16 protein-coding genes are annotated in these 16,311 nt (G+C 72.1%); 8 read left to right on the top strand and 8 right to left on the bottom strand.

The genetic code is table 11. The features are described from left to right. Positions 1-27 precede the first annotated feature (27 nt). Complete coding sequence (locus tag AB0K67_RS09390) at positions 28-945, bottom strand: ABC transporter ATP-binding protein (RefSeq protein WP_364055500.1); 918 nt, start codon at positions 943-945, stop codon at positions 28-30. 45 nt (positions 946-990) lie between these two features. Further along, a complete protein-coding gene (locus AB0K67_RS09385) occupies positions 991-1,689 on the bottom strand; it encodes an alpha/beta hydrolase (RefSeq protein WP_364055497.1) in 699 nt (232 codons plus the stop codon). A gap of 223 nt (positions 1,690-1,912) precedes the next feature. Between AB0K67_RS09385 and AB0K67_RS09380 the strand changes: the two genes are divergently transcribed. Together AB0K67_RS09380 and AB0K67_RS09375 are read left to right on the top strand one after the other, a co-directional pair. Beyond that, positions 1,913-3,088 (top strand): aminotransferase class I/II-fold pyridoxal phosphate-dependent enzyme, encoded by a 1,176-nt coding sequence (locus AB0K67_RS09380; protein WP_364055494.1) that lies wholly within the window; start codon positions 1,913-1,915, stop codon positions 3,086-3,088. A 29-nt stretch (positions 3,089-3,117) separates the two neighbouring features. Then, positions 3,118-4,050, top strand: coding sequence for a serine/threonine dehydratase (locus AB0K67_RS09375; RefSeq protein WP_364055491.1), 933 nt, complete (start codon positions 3,118-3,120; stop codon positions 4,048-4,050). Here the strand turns inward: AB0K67_RS09375 and panB are convergent. Continuing rightward, positions 4,041-4,892 (bottom strand): 3-methyl-2-oxobutanoate hydroxymethyltransferase, encoded by an 852-nt coding sequence (gene panB / locus AB0K67_RS09370; RefSeq protein WP_364055488.1) that lies wholly within the window; start codon positions 4,890-4,892, stop codon positions 4,041-4,043. The two genes, AB0K67_RS09375 and panB, sit on opposite strands and share 10 nt — an antisense overlap. A 132-nt stretch (positions 4,893-5,024) precedes the next feature. On the opposite strand from panB, the gene AB0K67_RS09365 reads away from it, so the two are divergent. The 3 genes from AB0K67_RS09365 (at position 5,025) to AB0K67_RS09355 (ending at position 8,874) form a co-directional block, all read left to right on the top strand. Continuing rightward, complete coding sequence (locus tag AB0K67_RS09365) at positions 5,025-6,365, top strand: MFS transporter (RefSeq protein WP_364055485.1); 1,341 nt, start codon at positions 5,025-5,027, stop codon at positions 6,363-6,365. Positions 6,366-6,576: 211 nt separating this feature from the next. After that, the gene (locus AB0K67_RS09360) at positions 6,577-8,139 is read left to right on the top strand and encodes an MFS transporter (protein ID WP_364055482.1); all 1,563 of its coding nucleotides are present in this window, start codon (positions 6,577-6,579) and stop codon (positions 8,137-8,139) included. Between the two features lie 129 nt (positions 8,140-8,268). Beyond that, complete coding sequence (locus AB0K67_RS09355) at positions 8,269-8,874, top strand: TetR/AcrR family transcriptional regulator (RefSeq protein ID WP_364055479.1); 606 nt, start codon at positions 8,269-8,271, stop codon at positions 8,872-8,874. Between the two features lie 22 nt (positions 8,875-8,896). Here AB0K67_RS09355 and AB0K67_RS09350 read toward each other — a convergent pair whose 3' ends face one another. Both AB0K67_RS09350 and AB0K67_RS09345 read right to left on the bottom strand, forming a co-directional pair. Next, complete coding sequence (locus AB0K67_RS09350) at positions 8,897-9,688, bottom strand: ABC transporter permease (protein WP_364055476.1); 792 nt, start codon at positions 9,686-9,688, stop codon at positions 8,897-8,899. Next, positions 9,685-9,813, bottom strand: a complete 129-nt coding sequence (locus AB0K67_RS09345) for a hypothetical protein (protein ID WP_364055473.1) — start codon at positions 9,811-9,813, stop codon at positions 9,685-9,687. The genes AB0K67_RS09350 and AB0K67_RS09345 overlap by 4 nt, the downstream gene beginning before the upstream one ends. A 136-nt stretch (positions 9,814-9,949) precedes the next feature. On the opposite strand from AB0K67_RS09345, the gene AB0K67_RS09340 reads away from it, so the two are divergent. Beyond that, positions 9,950-10,081 (top strand): hypothetical protein, encoded by a 132-nt coding sequence (locus tag AB0K67_RS09340; protein ID WP_364055470.1) that lies wholly within the window; start codon positions 9,950-9,952, stop codon positions 10,079-10,081. Between the two features lie 13 nt (positions 10,082-10,094). Here AB0K67_RS09340 and AB0K67_RS09335 read toward each other — a convergent pair whose 3' ends face one another. After that, positions 10,095-11,333 (bottom strand): hypothetical protein, encoded by a 1,239-nt coding sequence (locus AB0K67_RS09335; protein ID WP_364055467.1) that lies wholly within the window; start codon positions 11,331-11,333, stop codon positions 10,095-10,097. A gap of 84 nt (positions 11,334-11,417) precedes the next feature. On the opposite strand from AB0K67_RS09335, the gene AB0K67_RS09330 reads away from it, so the two are divergent. Next, positions 11,418-12,098, top strand: coding sequence for a TetR/AcrR family transcriptional regulator C-terminal domain-containing protein (locus tag AB0K67_RS09330; RefSeq protein WP_364055464.1), 681 nt, complete (start codon positions 11,418-11,420; stop codon positions 12,096-12,098). Positions 12,099-12,378: 280 nt separating this feature from the next. After that, positions 12,379-12,726, top strand: coding sequence for a hypothetical protein (locus tag AB0K67_RS09325; protein WP_364055461.1), 348 nt, complete (start codon positions 12,379-12,381; stop codon positions 12,724-12,726). A gap of 432 nt (positions 12,727-13,158) precedes the next feature. Here the strand turns inward: AB0K67_RS09325 and AB0K67_RS09320 are convergent, their stop codons facing one another. Together AB0K67_RS09320 and AB0K67_RS09315 are read right to left on the bottom strand one after the other, a co-directional pair. Further along, positions 13,159-14,226: a DNA alkylation repair protein gene (locus AB0K67_RS09320; protein WP_364055458.1), complete on the bottom strand. Its 1,068-nt coding sequence runs from the start codon at positions 14,224-14,226 to the stop codon at positions 13,159-13,161. A 286-nt stretch (positions 14,227-14,512) separates the two neighbouring features. Further along, positions 14,513-16,285, bottom strand: coding sequence for an NAD+ synthase (locus AB0K67_RS09315; RefSeq protein ID WP_364055455.1), 1,773 nt, complete (start codon positions 16,283-16,285; stop codon positions 14,513-14,515). Positions 16,286-16,311: the final 26 nt, after the last annotated feature.

Genomic DNA, 16,311 nt, shown 5'->3' with positions numbered 1-16,311 from the left:
CGGTTCCTTCGTTGGCGGGGGCCGTGCTCATCGCGGCTGCTCCGTGCTCTCCGTGGCGGCGGTGGTGAGCGTCGCGCTCTCCATGAACAGGTCTTCCAGGGTGGCGGGGCGTACCTCCAGGCCCTCAAGGCGCAGCCCGCGCGCCGCGGCCCAGGTCAGCAGGGTCTGCGCGGCCAGGTCGGGGTCCTCGGCGCGGCAGACGGCCCGCCCGTGCTCGACCGTGACGGGCAGCGGAAGATCGCCGGGCGGTATGTGCGCGGGCATACGGAACGAGACCTTGCCGGCGTGCGCCGCCAGCGTCTCGGCCATGTCGCCGCCCGCCACGACGCGGCCGGCGTCCATGATGGCCAGCCTGGACGCCAGGCGCTGCGCCTCGTCGAGGTAGTGGGTGGTCAGCAGGATCGTGGTGCCCTGCCTGGCCAGGTCGCGGACGACGGCCCAGGTGGCGGCGCGCGCCTCGGGGTCCATACCGGCGGTGGGCTCGTCGAGGAAGAGCAGGTCGGGGCGGCCGAGCAGGGCGAGCGCCAGGTCGAGCCTGCGCTTCTCGCCGCCGGAGAGCTGGCGGACGCGGGTGCCGGCCTTGGCGGTCAGGCCCGCCAGCTCCAGCGCCTCGTCCCGGGGGCGGGGCGCGGAGGTGAAGTCGCGCCAGGTGTCGATGGTCTGGGCGACGGTCAGGTCAGGGAAGAACCCGGCCTCCTGCAGCATCACGCCGGTGCGCCCGCGTACGGCCGCGCGGTCGGCCCAGGGATCGAGGCCGAGCACGCGTACGGTGCCCGCGTCGGCCCGCTGGAAGCCGGCCAGCACCTCCACCGTGGTGGTCTTGCCCGCGCCGTTCCTGCCGAGGAGCGCGAAGATCTCCCCCTCCGCCACCTCGAACGAGATGCCCTTCACCGCCTCGAATCCCTGATGGCTCTTGCGCAGCCCGCGTACGTCGATCGCTGTCATGCGCTCCACTGTCGCGAAGCGCGGCCGCGGACGGCAGTGAAGAATTCACGACTTCCTGGACAAGCCGAGCAGCGCGCCGGCGACGCCCTCGGGGTCGATGAGCTGGTGCAGGTGGAGGCCGGGCAGCCGGGTCACGGGCCAGCCGCGCTGGGCCGCGCGCTCGGCGGCGTCCGCGTAGCCGGGGCTGAACCACAGGCACGAGCACCTGACCTCGTCCCACCCGGCGGGGACGGGGACGGGCTGGGTGTAGTAGTCGAGCGGCAGGCGGGGCTGCTCGCCGGCCACGCGGACGCGCACGGCCGGGTCGGGCAGCATGGCCACGACGTCCTCCTCGTCCCACCAGTCGGTCCAGCGCGGCAGCACGCCGTCGGGGCCGGCCAGGTCGCGCAGGAACGGCAGGAACTCCTCCTCGGCCGTCGTGATCAGCCCGTCGGCGGGCGGCACGTGCGCGTCGGCGAACACGCAGGCCACGACCCGGTCGCCGAGCCCTTCCTTGATCACGGGGAGGAAGAACCCGGCGTTGCTGTGCGCGACCAGCACGACCGGCCCTTCGGGCGCGCTCGCCGCCAGCTCGGCGCGTACGGCCTCGACCACGCGCGGCCAATAGGGGGCGCCGCCCGCGCTGATTCCGGTCAGGTCGGGCACCACGGCCGCGTGCCCGCGCCGCTCCAATGCCTCGGCCACGGGCGCCCACGTCGAGGGGCCGACGGAGGGGCTGTGCACGAGTGCGAACGTCGTCTGCATGCCCTCCACCCTCGCAGACCGCGGGAGCCCGCGCCGCCGCCGCGTCGGCGTAGGCCCAGCGCAGGCCGGGTGTTCACCGCTCGCGAAAGAGACGGCGGGCCCAGCGTGTTCCACATCTCGGTACCCGGGTCTGCCATGTGGACGGCCGACAAGGGATCCTGCTGGTATGAACGATTTCCGCCCCGAGGCGCAGTCCCACGCACTATCCGGCGCTACATCCGAGATGTCGTCCGAAACGCGGCCGGAGACCAGGACCGTGCACGTGCCGCACGTCCCCATCGAGGGCAGCCGCCCCATCGCCGTGCCGATCTACCAGACCTCGGGGTTCTCCTTCGACGACCCGGCCGTGATGGCCGAGTCGATGGGCCACCCCGACAAGTCGTTCGTCTACGGGCGCTACAGCAACCCCACCGTGCGCTCGCTCGAGCAGGCCGTGGCCGGCCTGGAGGGCGGCGCGGCCGCCGTGGCCACCGGCTCCGGCATGGGCGCCATCAACACCGTGCTGCTCGGCCTGCTCAAGCCCGGCGATCACCTGGTGGCCCAGAACTCGCTGTACGGCGGCACCGCCGCCATGCTCAACGAGCTGATCGACAGGTTCGGCATCGAGGTCACGTACGTGGCGGAGAACGACCCCGCCGCGCTGCGCGCCGCCGTACGGCCGCAGACCAGGCTCGTCTACCTGGAGACCATCAGCAACCCCATGACGCTGGTGGCCGACCTGCCCGGCATGTGCGCGGTGGCCCGCGAGCTGGGCATCCTGTCGGTGGTGGACAATACGTTCGCCTCGCCGCTGCTGTGCCGGCCGATCGAGCACGGGGCCGACATCGTGGTCCACTCCTCGACCAAGTACCTGGGCGGCCACAGCGACATCGTGGGCGGCATCGCGGTCTTCGCCGACGCCGCCCTGTACGAGCGGGTCTGGCACTTCGCGATCGAGCTGGGCGCCTCGCCCGACCCGTTCGCCGCCTGGCTCACGCTGCGCGGCATGCAGACGCTGGCGCTGCGCATGGAACGCCACTGCTCCAACGCCCTTCACCTGGCGACCAGGCTTCAGGAGCACCCGGCGGTCACCGCCGTGCACTATCCGGGGCTGGCCTCGCACCCCTCGCATGAGCTGGCGGGCAAGCTGCTGTCCGGGTGCGGTGGCGTGTTCTCGTTCGACCTGGCCGGCGGGCGGGAGGCGGGGGAGCGGTTCATGAGCTCCGTACGCCTGGCGCTGCTCGCCCCCTCGCTGGGCGGCGTGGAGACGCTGGTCCTGCACCCGGCGACCACCTCGCACCGTGCGCTCAGCGCCGAGGAGCTGCGCCGCTGCGGCATCGGCGAGGGCACGGTCCGCGTCGCCGTCGGCATCGAGCACCCCGAGGATCTGTGGGCGGATCTCGCGCGAGCGCTGGCATAGCCTGGATCGCGACGATCTGAGGGGGAGACGTGACCACAGTCACCTATGACGATGTGACGGCGGCGGCCGCCCGGATCTCCGGGCATGTCCTGCGCACACCCGTGATCGAGGTCGCGCCGCGGCTCTGGCTGAAGCTGGAGCAGCTGCAGCACAGCGGGTCCTTCAAGGTGCGCGGGGCCTTCAACCGCATCATGTCCGCGGGTGACCTGCCCGCTGCCGGGGTGATCGCGGCCAGCGGCGGCAACCACGGGCTCGCGGTGGCGTTCGCCGCGCGGGCGCTCGGCGTGCGGGCGGAGATCTTCGTCCCTACGGTGACCAGCCCGGTGAAGGTGGCCGGGCTGGAGCGGCTGGGCGCGCGCATCACGCAGACGGGCGCCATCTACGCCGAGGCGGCCGAGGCCGCGGCCAAGCGGGCCGCCGAGACCGGCGCGCTGTCCGTGCACGCCTACGACCAGCCCGAGGTGGTGGCCGGGCAGGGCACGGCCGGGCTCGAGCTGATCGAGCAGACGGGCGGCGTCGACACCGTGCTGGTGGCCGTGGGCGGCGGCGGCTTCGCGGCCGGCGTCACGCTGGGCACGTCGGTGTCAGGGCCGCGCATCGTGGCCGTCGAGCCCGAGCGCATCCCCACGCTCAACGCGGCGCTGCGGGCGGGCGAGCGGGTGCAGGTGGAGGTCGGCGGCGTGGCGGCCGACGCGCTGGGGGCCAGCATGATCGGCGGGCTCGCGTTCGAGATCCTGTCCGGCCCCCGGGTGGAGAGCGTGCTGGTGAACGACGAGGCGATCGTCGCGGCCCGGCGTACGCTCTGGGAGCGCCACCGGGTGGCGGCCGAGCACGCCGGTGCGGCCGCCTACGCGGCGCTGCTGTCGGGCGCGTACCGGCCCGAGCCGGGCGAGCGCGTGGCGGTGGTGGTGTGCGGAGCCAACACCGACCCCGCCACGCTCGTCTCCGGGAGTCAGCCGTAGGTGTGCTCGGGCGCCGGGAAGGCGCCCGAGACCACGTCGTCGGCGAACGCCCGCACCGCCCGGTCCAGCTCGGCCCCGAGGTCGGCGTACCGCTTGACGAACTTGGCCGGGCGCGGCGTCAGCCCCATGAGGTCCTGCCAGACCAGCACCTGCGCGTCCGTCGCCGCCCCCGCGCCGATCCCGATCGTGGGGATCGCCAGCGAGGTCGTCACCCGCTGCGCGAGGTCGGCGGGTACGCATTCGAGCACCACCGCGAACGCCCCGGCCCGCTCCAGGTCCTTGGCGTCCGCCATCAGCTCGGCACCCGCCTGGCCGCGCCCCTGGACGCGGTAGCCGCCCATCACGTTGACCGACTGCGGGGTCAGCCCGAGGTGCGCCATCACCGGCACACCGGCCGAGACCAGCGTCTCGACCTGCGGCAGCACCCGGCGGCCGCCCTCCAGCTTGACCGCGTGCGCCCCCGCCTCCTTCATGAACCTGGCCGCCGACTCCAGCGCCTGCTGCGGCGAGCCCTGGTACGAGCCGAACGGCAGGTCGGCCACCACGAGCGCCCGCGACGAGCCGCGTACCACGGCCGCCGTGAGCGGCAGCAGGTCGCCGACGGTGACCGGCAGCGTGGAGTCGTAGCCGTAGACGACCATCGCCGCCGAGTCGCCCACCAGCAGGACGGGGATGCCGGCGGCGTCGAACACCTTGGCCGTCATGGCGTCGTAGGCGGTGACCATGGGCCACCGCTCTCCGCGCTCCTTGGCGGCGGCGAGGTCGCGGACGGTGACGCGGCGTCCGGACGCGCCGCCGTACAGCGTCGTTGAAGAGGTGGATGGGGTGGTTGAAGAGGACATGTGACAACCCTCCAGAAACGTCTCGAGGCGCCCTGGTGCGTCCCCGGACTCTCTTGATGATGGCACGCGGAAAACCGGTGGCGAAAACGTCGGAGGGCTTTGCCACAATCGGTGCGGAGGTAACGAACGTACATGGCTCTCGACCCTTACCGAAGACTGCTGAAGATCCCCGGCGTGCCCACGCTGCTCCTGGTGGGGCTGCTCGCGCGGGTGCCGACCACGGCCACCGCGATGACGCTGACGCTCCACGTCGCCAACACACTCGACCTCGGGTACGGCAAGGCCGGGGTGATCACCGCGGTCAACACGATCGGCATGGCGGTCGGGTCCCCGCTGTCGGGCAGGTTCGTCGATCGTCACGGGCTGCGTCCCGTGCTCATCGTCACCACCCTGGCCCAGGCGGCTTTCTGGTCGTGCGCGTGGGCGCTGCCGTTCCCCGCGCTGGTCGTCGCGGCGGGGCTGGCGGGGCTGCTCGCCATGCCGGTGTTCAGCGTGACCCGGCAGTGCCTGGCCGCGATGGTGCCGGTCGAGCAGCGGCGCAGCGGTTTCGCGCTCGACTCCGTACTTGTCGAGCTGTCCTACATGGTGGGTCCCGCGCTGGCCGTCGCGGGCCTGACCACGGCGGGCAGCACGGCGACCATGCTGGCCATCGGCGCCGGCATGACGATCGCGGGGCTGGGGATGATCCTGCTCAACCCGCCCATCAGGTCCGAGGAGGAGGACAACGAGCAGGGCGTGAAGGTGCCGCGGCGGCAGTGGCTCACACCCGGGTTCGCGGCGCTGCTCGGCACGATCGCCGCCGCCACGTTCGTGCTCACCGCGACCGAGCTGTCCCTGGTCGCCACCATGAACGAGGCGGGCCAGACCGAGTGGGTGGGCCTCGCGGTCGCCATCTGGAGCTGCTACTCGCTCGTCGGCGGCCTCATCTACGGCGGCCTGTCGCGGGGCTTCTCGCCGCTGCTGCTGATCGGCGGCATGGGGGCGCTGACCATCCCCGTCGGCCTGGTCGGCGGCGGCTGGCACTGGCTGGTGCTGGCGCTGCTGCCGTCCGGCATCCTGTGCGCGCCGTCGCTGTCGTCCACGGTCGACGCGATCAGCCGGTGGGTGCCGAGCGCGGCCAGGGGCGAGGCGATGGGCCTGCACGGCACGGCGCTGCTGATCGGCGGCGCCGTCTCCGCGCCCATCGCGGGCTCCGTCATCGACGGTACGGGGCCGTCCTGGGCCTTCGCGGTGGCCGGGCTGACCGGTGTGGCCATGGTGCTGGTCGCGCTGCCGTTCTGGCGCCGCCGACCGGCCGAGCGCTCCTGGACGCCCGCCGCGGAGCCGCCGGTGGATGCCGCCATGAATGCGCCCGTCGAGAAGGCGGCGGCCGTTCCCGCGGCCGGGGAGGCCGGCGCGGCTCCTGCCGCTGGGAAGACGGGTGCGGCTCCTGCCGCCGGGAAGGCCGGCGCGGCGGAGTCCGATCCGATGTGAGCCGTCTCACGCTCGTCGCCGCGGCCGGGGTTCGCGCGAACCCCGGCCGCGCCCTTTTGTGGCGCTGACCTGCGGCTTCACCGCATCGTTCGGCGTGCTGAGCGCCTCCGTTCACCGCGGAGTTACGAAACGAGACCGTTGCGTATCGGAATACCAAGCGATACGGTCGCGTTGCGAAACTTGGTCGTATCGAAATTAAGGAACTGTGCCAATGGATCCGATGACGGGACATCCGCGCCGATGGGGCATCCTCGGTGTCCTGGTGTTCAGCCTGCTGGCGGTCGTGCTGGACAACACCATCTTGAACGTCGCGATGAAGACCATCGCCGACGAGACCGCCGGCCTCGGCGCCACCCAGAGCGAGCTGGAGTGGGCCATCAATTCCTACACGCTGGTGTTCGCCGGGTTGCTGTTCACCTTCGGCGTGATCGGCGACAGGACGGGCCGCAAGCGCATGCTGATCATCGGCATGGTGCTGTTCGGCCTGTCCTCGCTGGCCAGCGCCTACGCCCAGGACCCGACCCAGCTGATCCTGGCCAGGGCGGCGATGGGCATCGGCGGCGCGGCCATCATGCCGGCCACCTTGGCGATCATCTCCAACGTGTTCCCGCCGGGTGAGCGAGGAAGGGCGATCGGCGTGTGGGCGGCCGGCGTGGGCCTCGCCGTCGCGATCGGTCCCATCACCGGCGGCCTGCTCATCGAACACTTCTGGTGGGGGTCGGTCTTCCTCGTCAACGTGCCGATCGTGATCGTCGCCACCATCCTCATCACGACCCTCGTGCCGGAGTCGCGCGACCCCAAGCCGTCCAAGCTCGACCCCGTCGGCGTGGTGCTGTCGATCATCGGGCTTGTGGCCGTCGTGTACGGCATCATCCGCGGCGGCGAGCTGGCCACGTTCGCCGGCGCCGAGGTGCTCGTCCCGACCCTGTTCGGGCTGGCGGTGCTGGGCGTCTTCGTGTGGTGGGAGCGGCGCATCGACCACCCGGTCTTCGATGTGCGCAGCTTCGCCGACATCCGCTTCAGCTCGGCCATCGGCATGATGGGCATCGTCTTCTTCGCGATGATGGGCGGGATGTTCTTCCTGACGTTCTACCTGCAGATCGTGCTGGGCTACACGCCGGTGCAGGCGGGCGCGCTGATGATCCCGTTCGCGGCGGCGCAGCTCATCTTCGCCCCGCTCAGCCAGCGGGTGACGCAGCGTCTGGGAGCCAAGCTGTCGGCCACCCTGAGCATGATCCTGATCACGTTCGCGCTCGGCAGCTACGCCCTGATGGACCAGAACACCCCGATCGTGCTGATCGAGATCGTCTTCTTCGTGCAGGGCGCCGCGATGGCCAACATCATGCCGCCGGCCACCACCGCCATCATGGAGTCGCTGCCCAGGGAGAAGGCCGGCGTCGGCTCGGCCATGAGCAACACCGTCCGCCAGGTCGCCGGCGCGCTCGGCGTGGCCGTGCTCGGCTCGGTGCTGTCGTCCAGCTACCGCGGCGAGATCGCGCCCGCGCTCGCCGGGCTGCCCGCCGGTGCCCAGCACGCCGCGGGCGAGTCCATCATGGCCACGATGGGCGTGGCCCAGGAGCTGGGCGCTCGCGGACAGGCGCTCATCCAGCCGGCGTTCACCGCCTTCATCGACGGCATGCACGTCACCGCGCTGGTCTCGGCCGCGATCACTCTGGCCGGCATCTTCGCGGTGGCCCGGTGGATGCCGGGGAAGCAACGCAACGCCAAGCACGCTGAAAAGAGGGAGCCGGTGCTGTCGTCGTCGAGAGGGTGACGGCCATGCCGGTGGGCACATACCGTTCATCACGGGAGCGCACGGGAGGAGGCGTCCGCGCCGCCTCCGAGCCCCTGTGGCGGCATGGTGCGGATGCCGTCCGCGCCGGAGATGTATGGTGAGGCCGCGATGTCGAACCAGCAGACAGTGACCGCCCGCCCCGCGGGCCGTCCGCGCAGTGAGAAGGCCGAGAAGGCGATCATCGAGGCGACCCTTGACCTGATCGCCGAGGGCATGGGCGTATCCGAGCTGAGCATCGAGGCGATCGCGGCGCGGGCGGGGGTCGGCAAGACCACCATCTACCGGCGCTGGGCCAACAAGGAAGAGCTGGTCGCCGACGCGCTGTCCACGCTCAAGCGGCCCGTGCCGCCGCTGCCCGGCTCGTCCGTACGCGACGATCTCATCGCGCTGGTCGACAGCATGAGCAGCGACGCCGACACCCGCAACCGCCGCGTCATGAACATCGCGATGAGCGAGGCCGACCGCTACCCGCGCCTGATGGAGCGCTTCGTCAAACGCGCCATCGAGCCGCGCAGGAAGGCCGTGCTCGGCGTCATCGAGCGCGGCATCGCCACCGGCGAGCTCAGAAGCGACCTCGACCCGCACCTGGCGCTCGCCATGATCCAGGGCACGATGATGTACCTGAACAAGTGGGGGCCGGGCCTCGGCCTCGGCCTCGACCCCGACGTGGGGGCGCGCGTCGTCGACGCGATCCTCGACGGCCTGGCCCCCTGACCGTCCCGGCGTCCAGGCCGGCTCAACGGCCGGCCGTCCTGCGGCGGAACAACAGCGCAGCCGCCGGCACGCCCAGCGCCACCGCGCCCGCCAGCCACGCCGCCGCCACCGTGCCCGACGCCCCCACGGGCATGTCCAGGAGCAGCCCTCGCAGGGCCGCGACGATCGGCGTGTACGGCTGCGCGGCGGCGAAGTCCCGCAGCACGCCCGGCATCGTCTCGGCGGGCACGACACCGTCCGACACGTACGGCAGGAACAACACCACGAAGCTGAACGCGCCCGCCGCCTGCGTCGACCTGACCAGCAGCCCCCACACGGCCGCCAGCGCCGACACCGCCAGCACGTGACCCGTCACCAGGGCCAGCGTCAGTGCCCAGCCGGCGAGCGAGGCGTCCGGGCGGAACCCGAGCAGCAGCGCCACGGCCAGCGCGATGGCCGATGCGCCCACGTTGCGGATCACCGAGGCCACCACGTGCCCCGCGGGCACCACCCAGCCGCCGATCGGCAGGGTGCGGAAGCGGTCGATCATGCCGGCCGTCATGTCCTCGCACATCGCCACGGCGGTGAGCGCGGCCCCGTAACCGCCGGACATGACCAGCACGGCGGGCACCACGAAGTCGATGTAGGCGAGGCCGCTCGATCCGGTGGTGATCGCGCCGCCGAACACGTACACGAAGAGAACCATGATCATCACGGGCATGGCCGTGCTGATGATGAGGCCGTCGAGCACGCGCAGTTCGCGGCGCAGGTCGCGGAGCACCAGGCGGCGCAGGTCTCCGGCGGCGCTGATCCCGGGTGCGATGAGCGCTTTCATGCCGCCGCCGTCAGCTCGATGAAGACGTCGTCCAGAGTGGGGGTGCGCAGCCGTACGCGCTCGACCGCGACGCCGGCCCGGTGCAGCGCGTCCAGGGCGCGGCGCAGGTGGTCGGGGTCCTGCAAGGCCAGCGTCAGCTCGCCTTCCGCCGCGTCCGGGTTCCCCGGCTTTGACCAGGCCGGTGTCGAGGGCGCGGCCGACTACGGCGAGCTGCTCGCCGAGCTGCTCGACCCCGATGCGTACCCGGCGCTGTCGGCCGCGATGCGCAGCGGTGTCATGCGCGGCGCCACCGGGTGGATCGACGACGCCGACTTCACCTTCGGCCTCGACCTGCTGCTCGACGGCGTGGAGCAGCTCATCGCCCGGCGGTCGGCGCAGGGCGACTCCGGCTGATGTCCGTTGCGGGTCAGGTGAGGTCGGCGGGGATCAGCCGTTCGGTGATCAGCCGCCGCACGCGCTCAGACCCGGTGCCCCGCTGATGCGCAGTGGCCCGCTCAGGCGCGGTGACCCGCTCAGGCGCGGTGACCCGCTCAGGACCGGTGGGCTGGTCAGGCGCGGTGACCCGCTCAGGCTCGGTGACCCAGCGGCGCACCAGCTCCCATCCGTGGAAATACCCGAAGATGTACGGACTCATCGGCGACGGCCGGAGGATGCCCAGCGCGGCCGCGGCCTCCTCCTCGCCGGCGAGCGCCCAGCGCCGCAGGTAGCCGGTCAGCTCCGCCTCGCCGCGCCCCTCGTCCGCCATCAGCGCGACGTTCCCCCAGACGCCCCACAGCACGTTCTTCGCGTGGTGCACGGCCGCCAGATCGGCGTCGATCGGCTCCAGCCCCACCTTGGGCAGGATGTTCGCGTTCAGCCAGTCGCGGGCCTCGTTCCCCGGGAAGATCACCTCCTCGGCCACCAGCCCGAGACCCTCGCTGAGCGCGAACGACGGCGACAGCATGAACCGCACCTTCTCGCCCTTCAGCATCGACTCGGCGATGTGCCCGGGATGACCCTCGTGGGCGACGAGATACAGCAGGTCGGCCAGGTTGAATGGAATGTCGTTGTTGATGTGGATCGTCGACTTGTGCCCGCCCTCGTATGAGCCCGCCCCGTGGTACGTCACGCCCTGCACCAGCCGGCACTCGACCACCTCGTCATCCGGCAGCGGCACGATACGGGCGTTCGTCCGCGCCCGCGTCTCGGCCACCGCCGGCTCTGCGAACTCGGGCAGCCGCTCGATCGGGTCCAGCGTGTACGCCGCCGGCCAGGCCCGCCACCGCTCCTCCAGTGAACCCCGTGTCTTCGGCAGCGCCCGGTCCAGCTCGTCGTGCGCCTGCTCGAACACCTCCTCGGGCACCCACCGGACCTCCATGCCGAGGCACTCGCTCGCGTACTCGGCCAGCGGACGCCGCTCACCGTCCAGGTGACCCGCGGCCGCGCGCATCGCCCGTACCTGGGCGGCCGCGTAGGCGTCCGGTGCCCGCTCCAGCAGCCGCTCCGCCTCCTCCTTCAGCGCGCCCGCCGTCGCGGGCGGCTCGTTCGCGACCTGCTCGCTCCACTCGGCAGGGCCGTCGTAGATGAGCGCGGTGCCCGTCGCGCCGCCGGTCATGAGCCGATTGAGCCGCAGGGCCAGCAGGGCATGCTCGCGATCCCAGTCCATGACGTCACTTCCCTTCCGTCTGAACCTCAGCGGGCGGCTTAAGCTACCTGTACGGATTTCCGTACAGTGCACGGAAGGAGGGAGATGCCGGAGTCCATCTGGTTCCGCGAGGACGCCCGCCCGCGCCGCCCTCGCCTGTCCCGCGAGCGCATCGTCACCGCCGCCGTCGGGCTGCTCGACGCCGAGGGCGTGACCGGGTTCTCCATGCGCGCCCTCGCCGCCCGCCTGCAGGCCGGCACGATGTCCCTTTACGAGTACGTACGGAGCAAGGAAGACGTCCTCGACCTCGCACTCGACGAGGTCTTCAGCGAGATCGGCGAACCCTCGGCGGACGGCACGTGGCGCGAGATCCTGACCGGGCACCTCACCCGCAGCAGGGCCGTCATGCGCCGCCACCCGTGGATGCCCGCCCTCATCGCCACCCGCCCCCTGCTCGGCCCGAACGCGCTCGCCGGTTCCCGCGCCGTCTACGGCGCGCTCGCCCGCGAGGGCCTGCGCCCGCCCGAGCTCACCGCCGCGATCGGCACGCTCTCCTCCTACCTGTACGGCTTCGTCGCCTCCGAGAACACCTGGTGGGCCACCGTCCGCACGCCCGCCGCCGACGCCGAACTCCGCGCCCGCGTGACCGATCACCTGCTCGCGCACGAGGCCGAGCTCGGCCACCAGGCCAGGGTGGATGACGCCGACTTCGACACCCACTTCCTGCTCGGCCTCAACCTGATCCTCGACGGCATCGCAGCCCGCCTCCCCGAAGACACCCCCTGAGCGCCCCCTTCGTCGCAGGCGTCTCGTGGCCGGCCTGCACGAGCGCCTCGCGGCCGGGCAGCACTAGCGCTTCGTGGCCGGCCTGCACGAGCGCCTCGCGACCGCGCCGCACAAGCACTTCGCGCCCCGGCCGCGCGACCGCCTCGTGGCCGGGCTGCACGAGCGCTTCGTGGCCGGCCTGCCTAAGCGCCCTGTCCGGGCCACCCGGACTTCCGGCCGGGCTTGACCGAGCGCCCGGTGCCCGCGCGGATGATCGCCTGCGCGTTAGGCTGGCGGAATCATGTGCACCTACGCGTTTGTCGACTACAAGGTCCACTACGTGTGCGTGCCGTGCCGCCGCAGCTTCAAGCAGCCCAGGCGACGGCAGGAACCACGCTGTCCCCGCTGCGCGCGCCCGATGCGCTACGCCGGGCACGACTTCGCCGCGCCTCGCCGTGGCGACGAGCGCCGGTGGCGCGCCGTCGAAGCGGTGCTGGAGGCGGGCCTGCGCTACGACGGCTTCGAGCCCTGCGGATGCGGACGGCAGCCCAAGCCCCGGCCGCGGACGAGCGCCCAGGTCCGCGCCCGCCGCCGCCTCGCCGCCCGCACCGGCCTCCCCGAAGCCGACGCCTTGTCCCTGCAGCTGTAGCCATGGCCCGCTCGAAACCGGCGTCCTGCCCATGCGCCCGTGACCCGGGCCGCTCGATGCTGTCTTGTCCACGCGCCGGTCATCCAGGCCACCCGCCGCCGACGGCCTCTTCCTGCGCTTGTGACTCCGGCCTGCCTGAAGCCGAAGCCTTACCCCTGCGTCTGCGCCCCGCCCGCTTACGCGCGCGGGCAGCGCCCATTGGCCTGGGTGACGACTGGCGGCTTGCGTCCGAACCCGAGCTGCGCGGGCCGTTGTCGCCTGCGCCGGTGTCGCCGGGACCGGCGTCGCGCGTGCCGGTGCTGCCCGGGTGGGTGCGCGTCCGGCTATTTCCTGAGGGCCGTCGTCTCGCCTGCCGGTCATCGGGAGGCGGGGGAGCGGGGAGCATGGCGGTCATCGGGAGGCGGGGAGCGGGGAGCTTGGCGGGACCTCTGGTCACGAGGTGAGGGTGAAGGGGACGGTGGCGGCTACGCGGCCATTGACGATGACGTCGAGCTCCCTGGCTCCCGGTGGCTCGTCGCGGGTGGTGACCGGGCGGAACGAGTGGCTCTTGCGTACGGTGAACCGCGCCCCCGCGTCGGCGGCCTCGCGCTGTCCGAGGTGGAACACCCGGCGCGAACCCGTGCGCCTGATCGCGTACTTCAGCACCACCGGCCCCGCCGCGCCCGCCGTCACCGTGACCGCGAAGGCCAGTTTGCCGCCCACCGCCACCGTGTCGCTCTCCAGCGCCACGTCCTCCACAGAGCCGCTGCCCGGGGTCGCGCCCACCAGGGCCAGGGCCTCGGGGTGGCCGGCGCGCAGCAGGCCGCGTACGGCATGACGCAGCACCCGCTCCACGTGGGAGCCGCCGTCGGCACGCCACCGCCCGAGCAGGCGCAGCGCCACCTCGGGATGGTCTTCGGCCAGGTCGTTGACGTGGTTGGCGACCGAGCGGCGGACGTATTCGCTCGGGTCGTCGCGCAGCCGGTCGAGCAGGGGCAGAGCGGGGCCTGGCGTCATCAGCCAGGACACCCGGGTCGCCCACGGCAGCCTGGGACGCGAGCCCTCGGAGGCCAGGCGGCGCAGGTGCTCGTCGGGTGACTCCGCCCACCCGTACATGATCTTGAGGGCGTCTTCGCGGTGACGCTCGAGCAGGGGGCGTACGGCGAACTCGCCCGTCGCGTACGGCGTGAGCACGGCCAGTGTCCGCATCGCGTCGCCGAGGTGGTCGAGGCCGTGGACGGCGGTGTGCTCGGTGACGGGCCAGCCGCTCCACATGTCGAGCCGCACCCGCGTGGCCGCCTCGCGGACGACCTCGGCGGCGTGCGGGTAGGGGAGCGGCAGCGCCTCGCCGAGCGCGGCGGCGACGTGGGAGACCCGGGCCTTCAGCTCCAGCCCGTCGAGCCCGTGGACCGCCCGCGCGACGAACCGGTCGCGCGGGAACGGCGCCCAGGCCGCGGCCAGACCGTCGGCCGGCACCGACACCGACCCGAGGTTGATCATTTCCTTGAGAGGTTGAGCCACGGGAAGACCCTGCCAGGCGCCACCGACAATTCCGCCCTCAGGAGGCCCACATTCCGGGTCCGCTAGGAGGTCCTCCCGCGCTCTGGGTTCCCCAGGCGGCTCTCTCACGCTCGGGGTTCCCCAGGCGGCTCTCTCACGCTCTGGGTTCCCCAGGCGGCTCTCCCGCGCTCTAGGTTCCCCTACGCGTTCCGGGTGAGGGTGCCGGGCGCCGGATTCCGTGGTGAAGCGACCCGTACGCGAAAAAGCCCCGGCTCAACGAAAGCCGGGGCCTTGCACGCGAACGGAGTCAGGTGGTCTCGCGCCAGCGGTTGGTGATCGGGAGGCGGCGGTCGCGCCCGAAGTTCTTCGGCGTGATCTTGGGGCCGGGCGGGTACTGCCGCCGCTTGTACTCCGCCAGGTCCACCAGCCGGATCACCCGCGCCACCAGGTCGGGGTCGTGCCCGGCCGCGATGAGCTCCTGCGAGCCCATGTCCTTCTCCACGTAGTCGTCGAGCAGCCGGTCGAGCACCTCGTACGGCGGCAGCGAGTCGGTGTCGCGCTGGTCGGGACGCAGCTCGGCGCTCGGCTCCTTGGTGATGGAGTTCTCGGGGATGGGCCGCTCGGCGTCGAGCAGGAAGCCGGGGAGCGTGTTGGCGTTGCGCCACTTGGCCAGCTCCCACACCATCGTCTTCGGGACGTCCTTGATGGGCGCGAAGCCGCCGGCCGAGTCGCCGTAGAGTGTGGAGTAGCCGGTGGCCAGCTCGCTCTTGTTGCCGGTGGTGAGCACCAGGTGGCCGTGCTGGTTGGACAGCCCCATGAGCAGCATGCCCCGCACCCGCGCCTGAAGGTTCTCGGCGGCCAGGCCGGACAGCTCGATCTCCTTCTCGTACGCGTTGACGATCTCGGCGATCGGCACCACCCGGGAGTGGACGCCCTGCCTGCGGACCAGCTCCTGCGCGTCGGTCAGCGAGTGGTCGGAGGAGTAGCGGGAGGGCATGAGGACGACGTGGACCCGCGAGGGGCCGATGGCGTCGGAGGCGATGGTGGCGGTCAGCGCGGAGTCGATGCCGCCGGACAGGCCGAGTATGACGGAGTCGAAGCCGTTCTTGGCCACGTAGTCGCGGACCGCGAGCACCAGCGCCGCGTAGACCTCGGCGTGCGTGTCGAGGCGCGGCGCGATCGTGGCCTGCTGCGCCGGGTAGGGGGCGACGGGCTCGTCCGACAGCACCAGGCGCTCGACCGTGATGGTGGAGCCGTCGCCCGCGTCGTACGGGTACGTCCCGGGCTCGGCGTCGGACACCGGCAGGTCGTCGAGGTCGACGATCAGCAGCTCCTCCTGGAACTGCCCGGCCCGCGCCACCAGCTCGCCGGAGGCGTCGACCACGATGGAGTCGCCGTCGAAGACCAGCTCGTCCTGCCCGCCGACCTGGTTGACGTAGACGAGCGCGCAGCCGGCCTCGCGGGCGCGCCGCGCGCACAGCTCCAGCCGTACGTCGTCCTTCTCCTTCTCGTACGGCGAGGCGTTCGGCGAGATGAGCAGCCCGGCGCCCGCCTGGCCCACGACGGCCACGGGGCCGCCCTCCTGCCAGAGGTCCTCGCACACCGCGATGGCCACGTCGACGCCGTGCAGCCGGAAGATGGGCAGCCGGTCGCCGCGCACGAAGTAGCGGTATTCGTCGAACACGCCGTAGTTGGGCAGGTGGTGCTTGGCGGTCCTGGTGACCACCTCGCCCCTGTGCAGCAGCGCGGCGGCGTCGAGCGGGGCGCCCTTGGGCTGCCCGACCCTGGGGGCGAGGTTGGCGCGGTCGACGTAGCCGACCACGACCGGCAGCTCGCCGAGGCCCTCGTCGGCGAGCCTGCGCGCCACCTCGTCAAGCGTCCTGATGCTGGCCTCCACGAAGGACGTGCGCAGCACCAGGTCCTCCACCGGATAGCCGGTGAGGAACATCTCGGTGAAGACGACGAGATGGGCCCCGCGTCCGGCGGCCTCGCGAGTCCACGAGATGAGCCGGTCGGCGTTGGCGCTCAGGTCGCCCACGGTCGGATTGGTCTGTGCCAGGGCAATGCGCAGTTGTGCCACGCGACCAGCCTAGTACGCCCCGATTT

This window comes from Nonomuraea sp. NPDC052634, assembly GCF_040678535.1.
GTDB lineage: Bacteria > Actinomycetota > Actinomycetes > Streptosporangiales > Streptosporangiaceae > Nonomuraea > Nonomuraea fastidiosa.
This window is presented reverse-complemented; position numbering and strand designations above follow the sequence as displayed.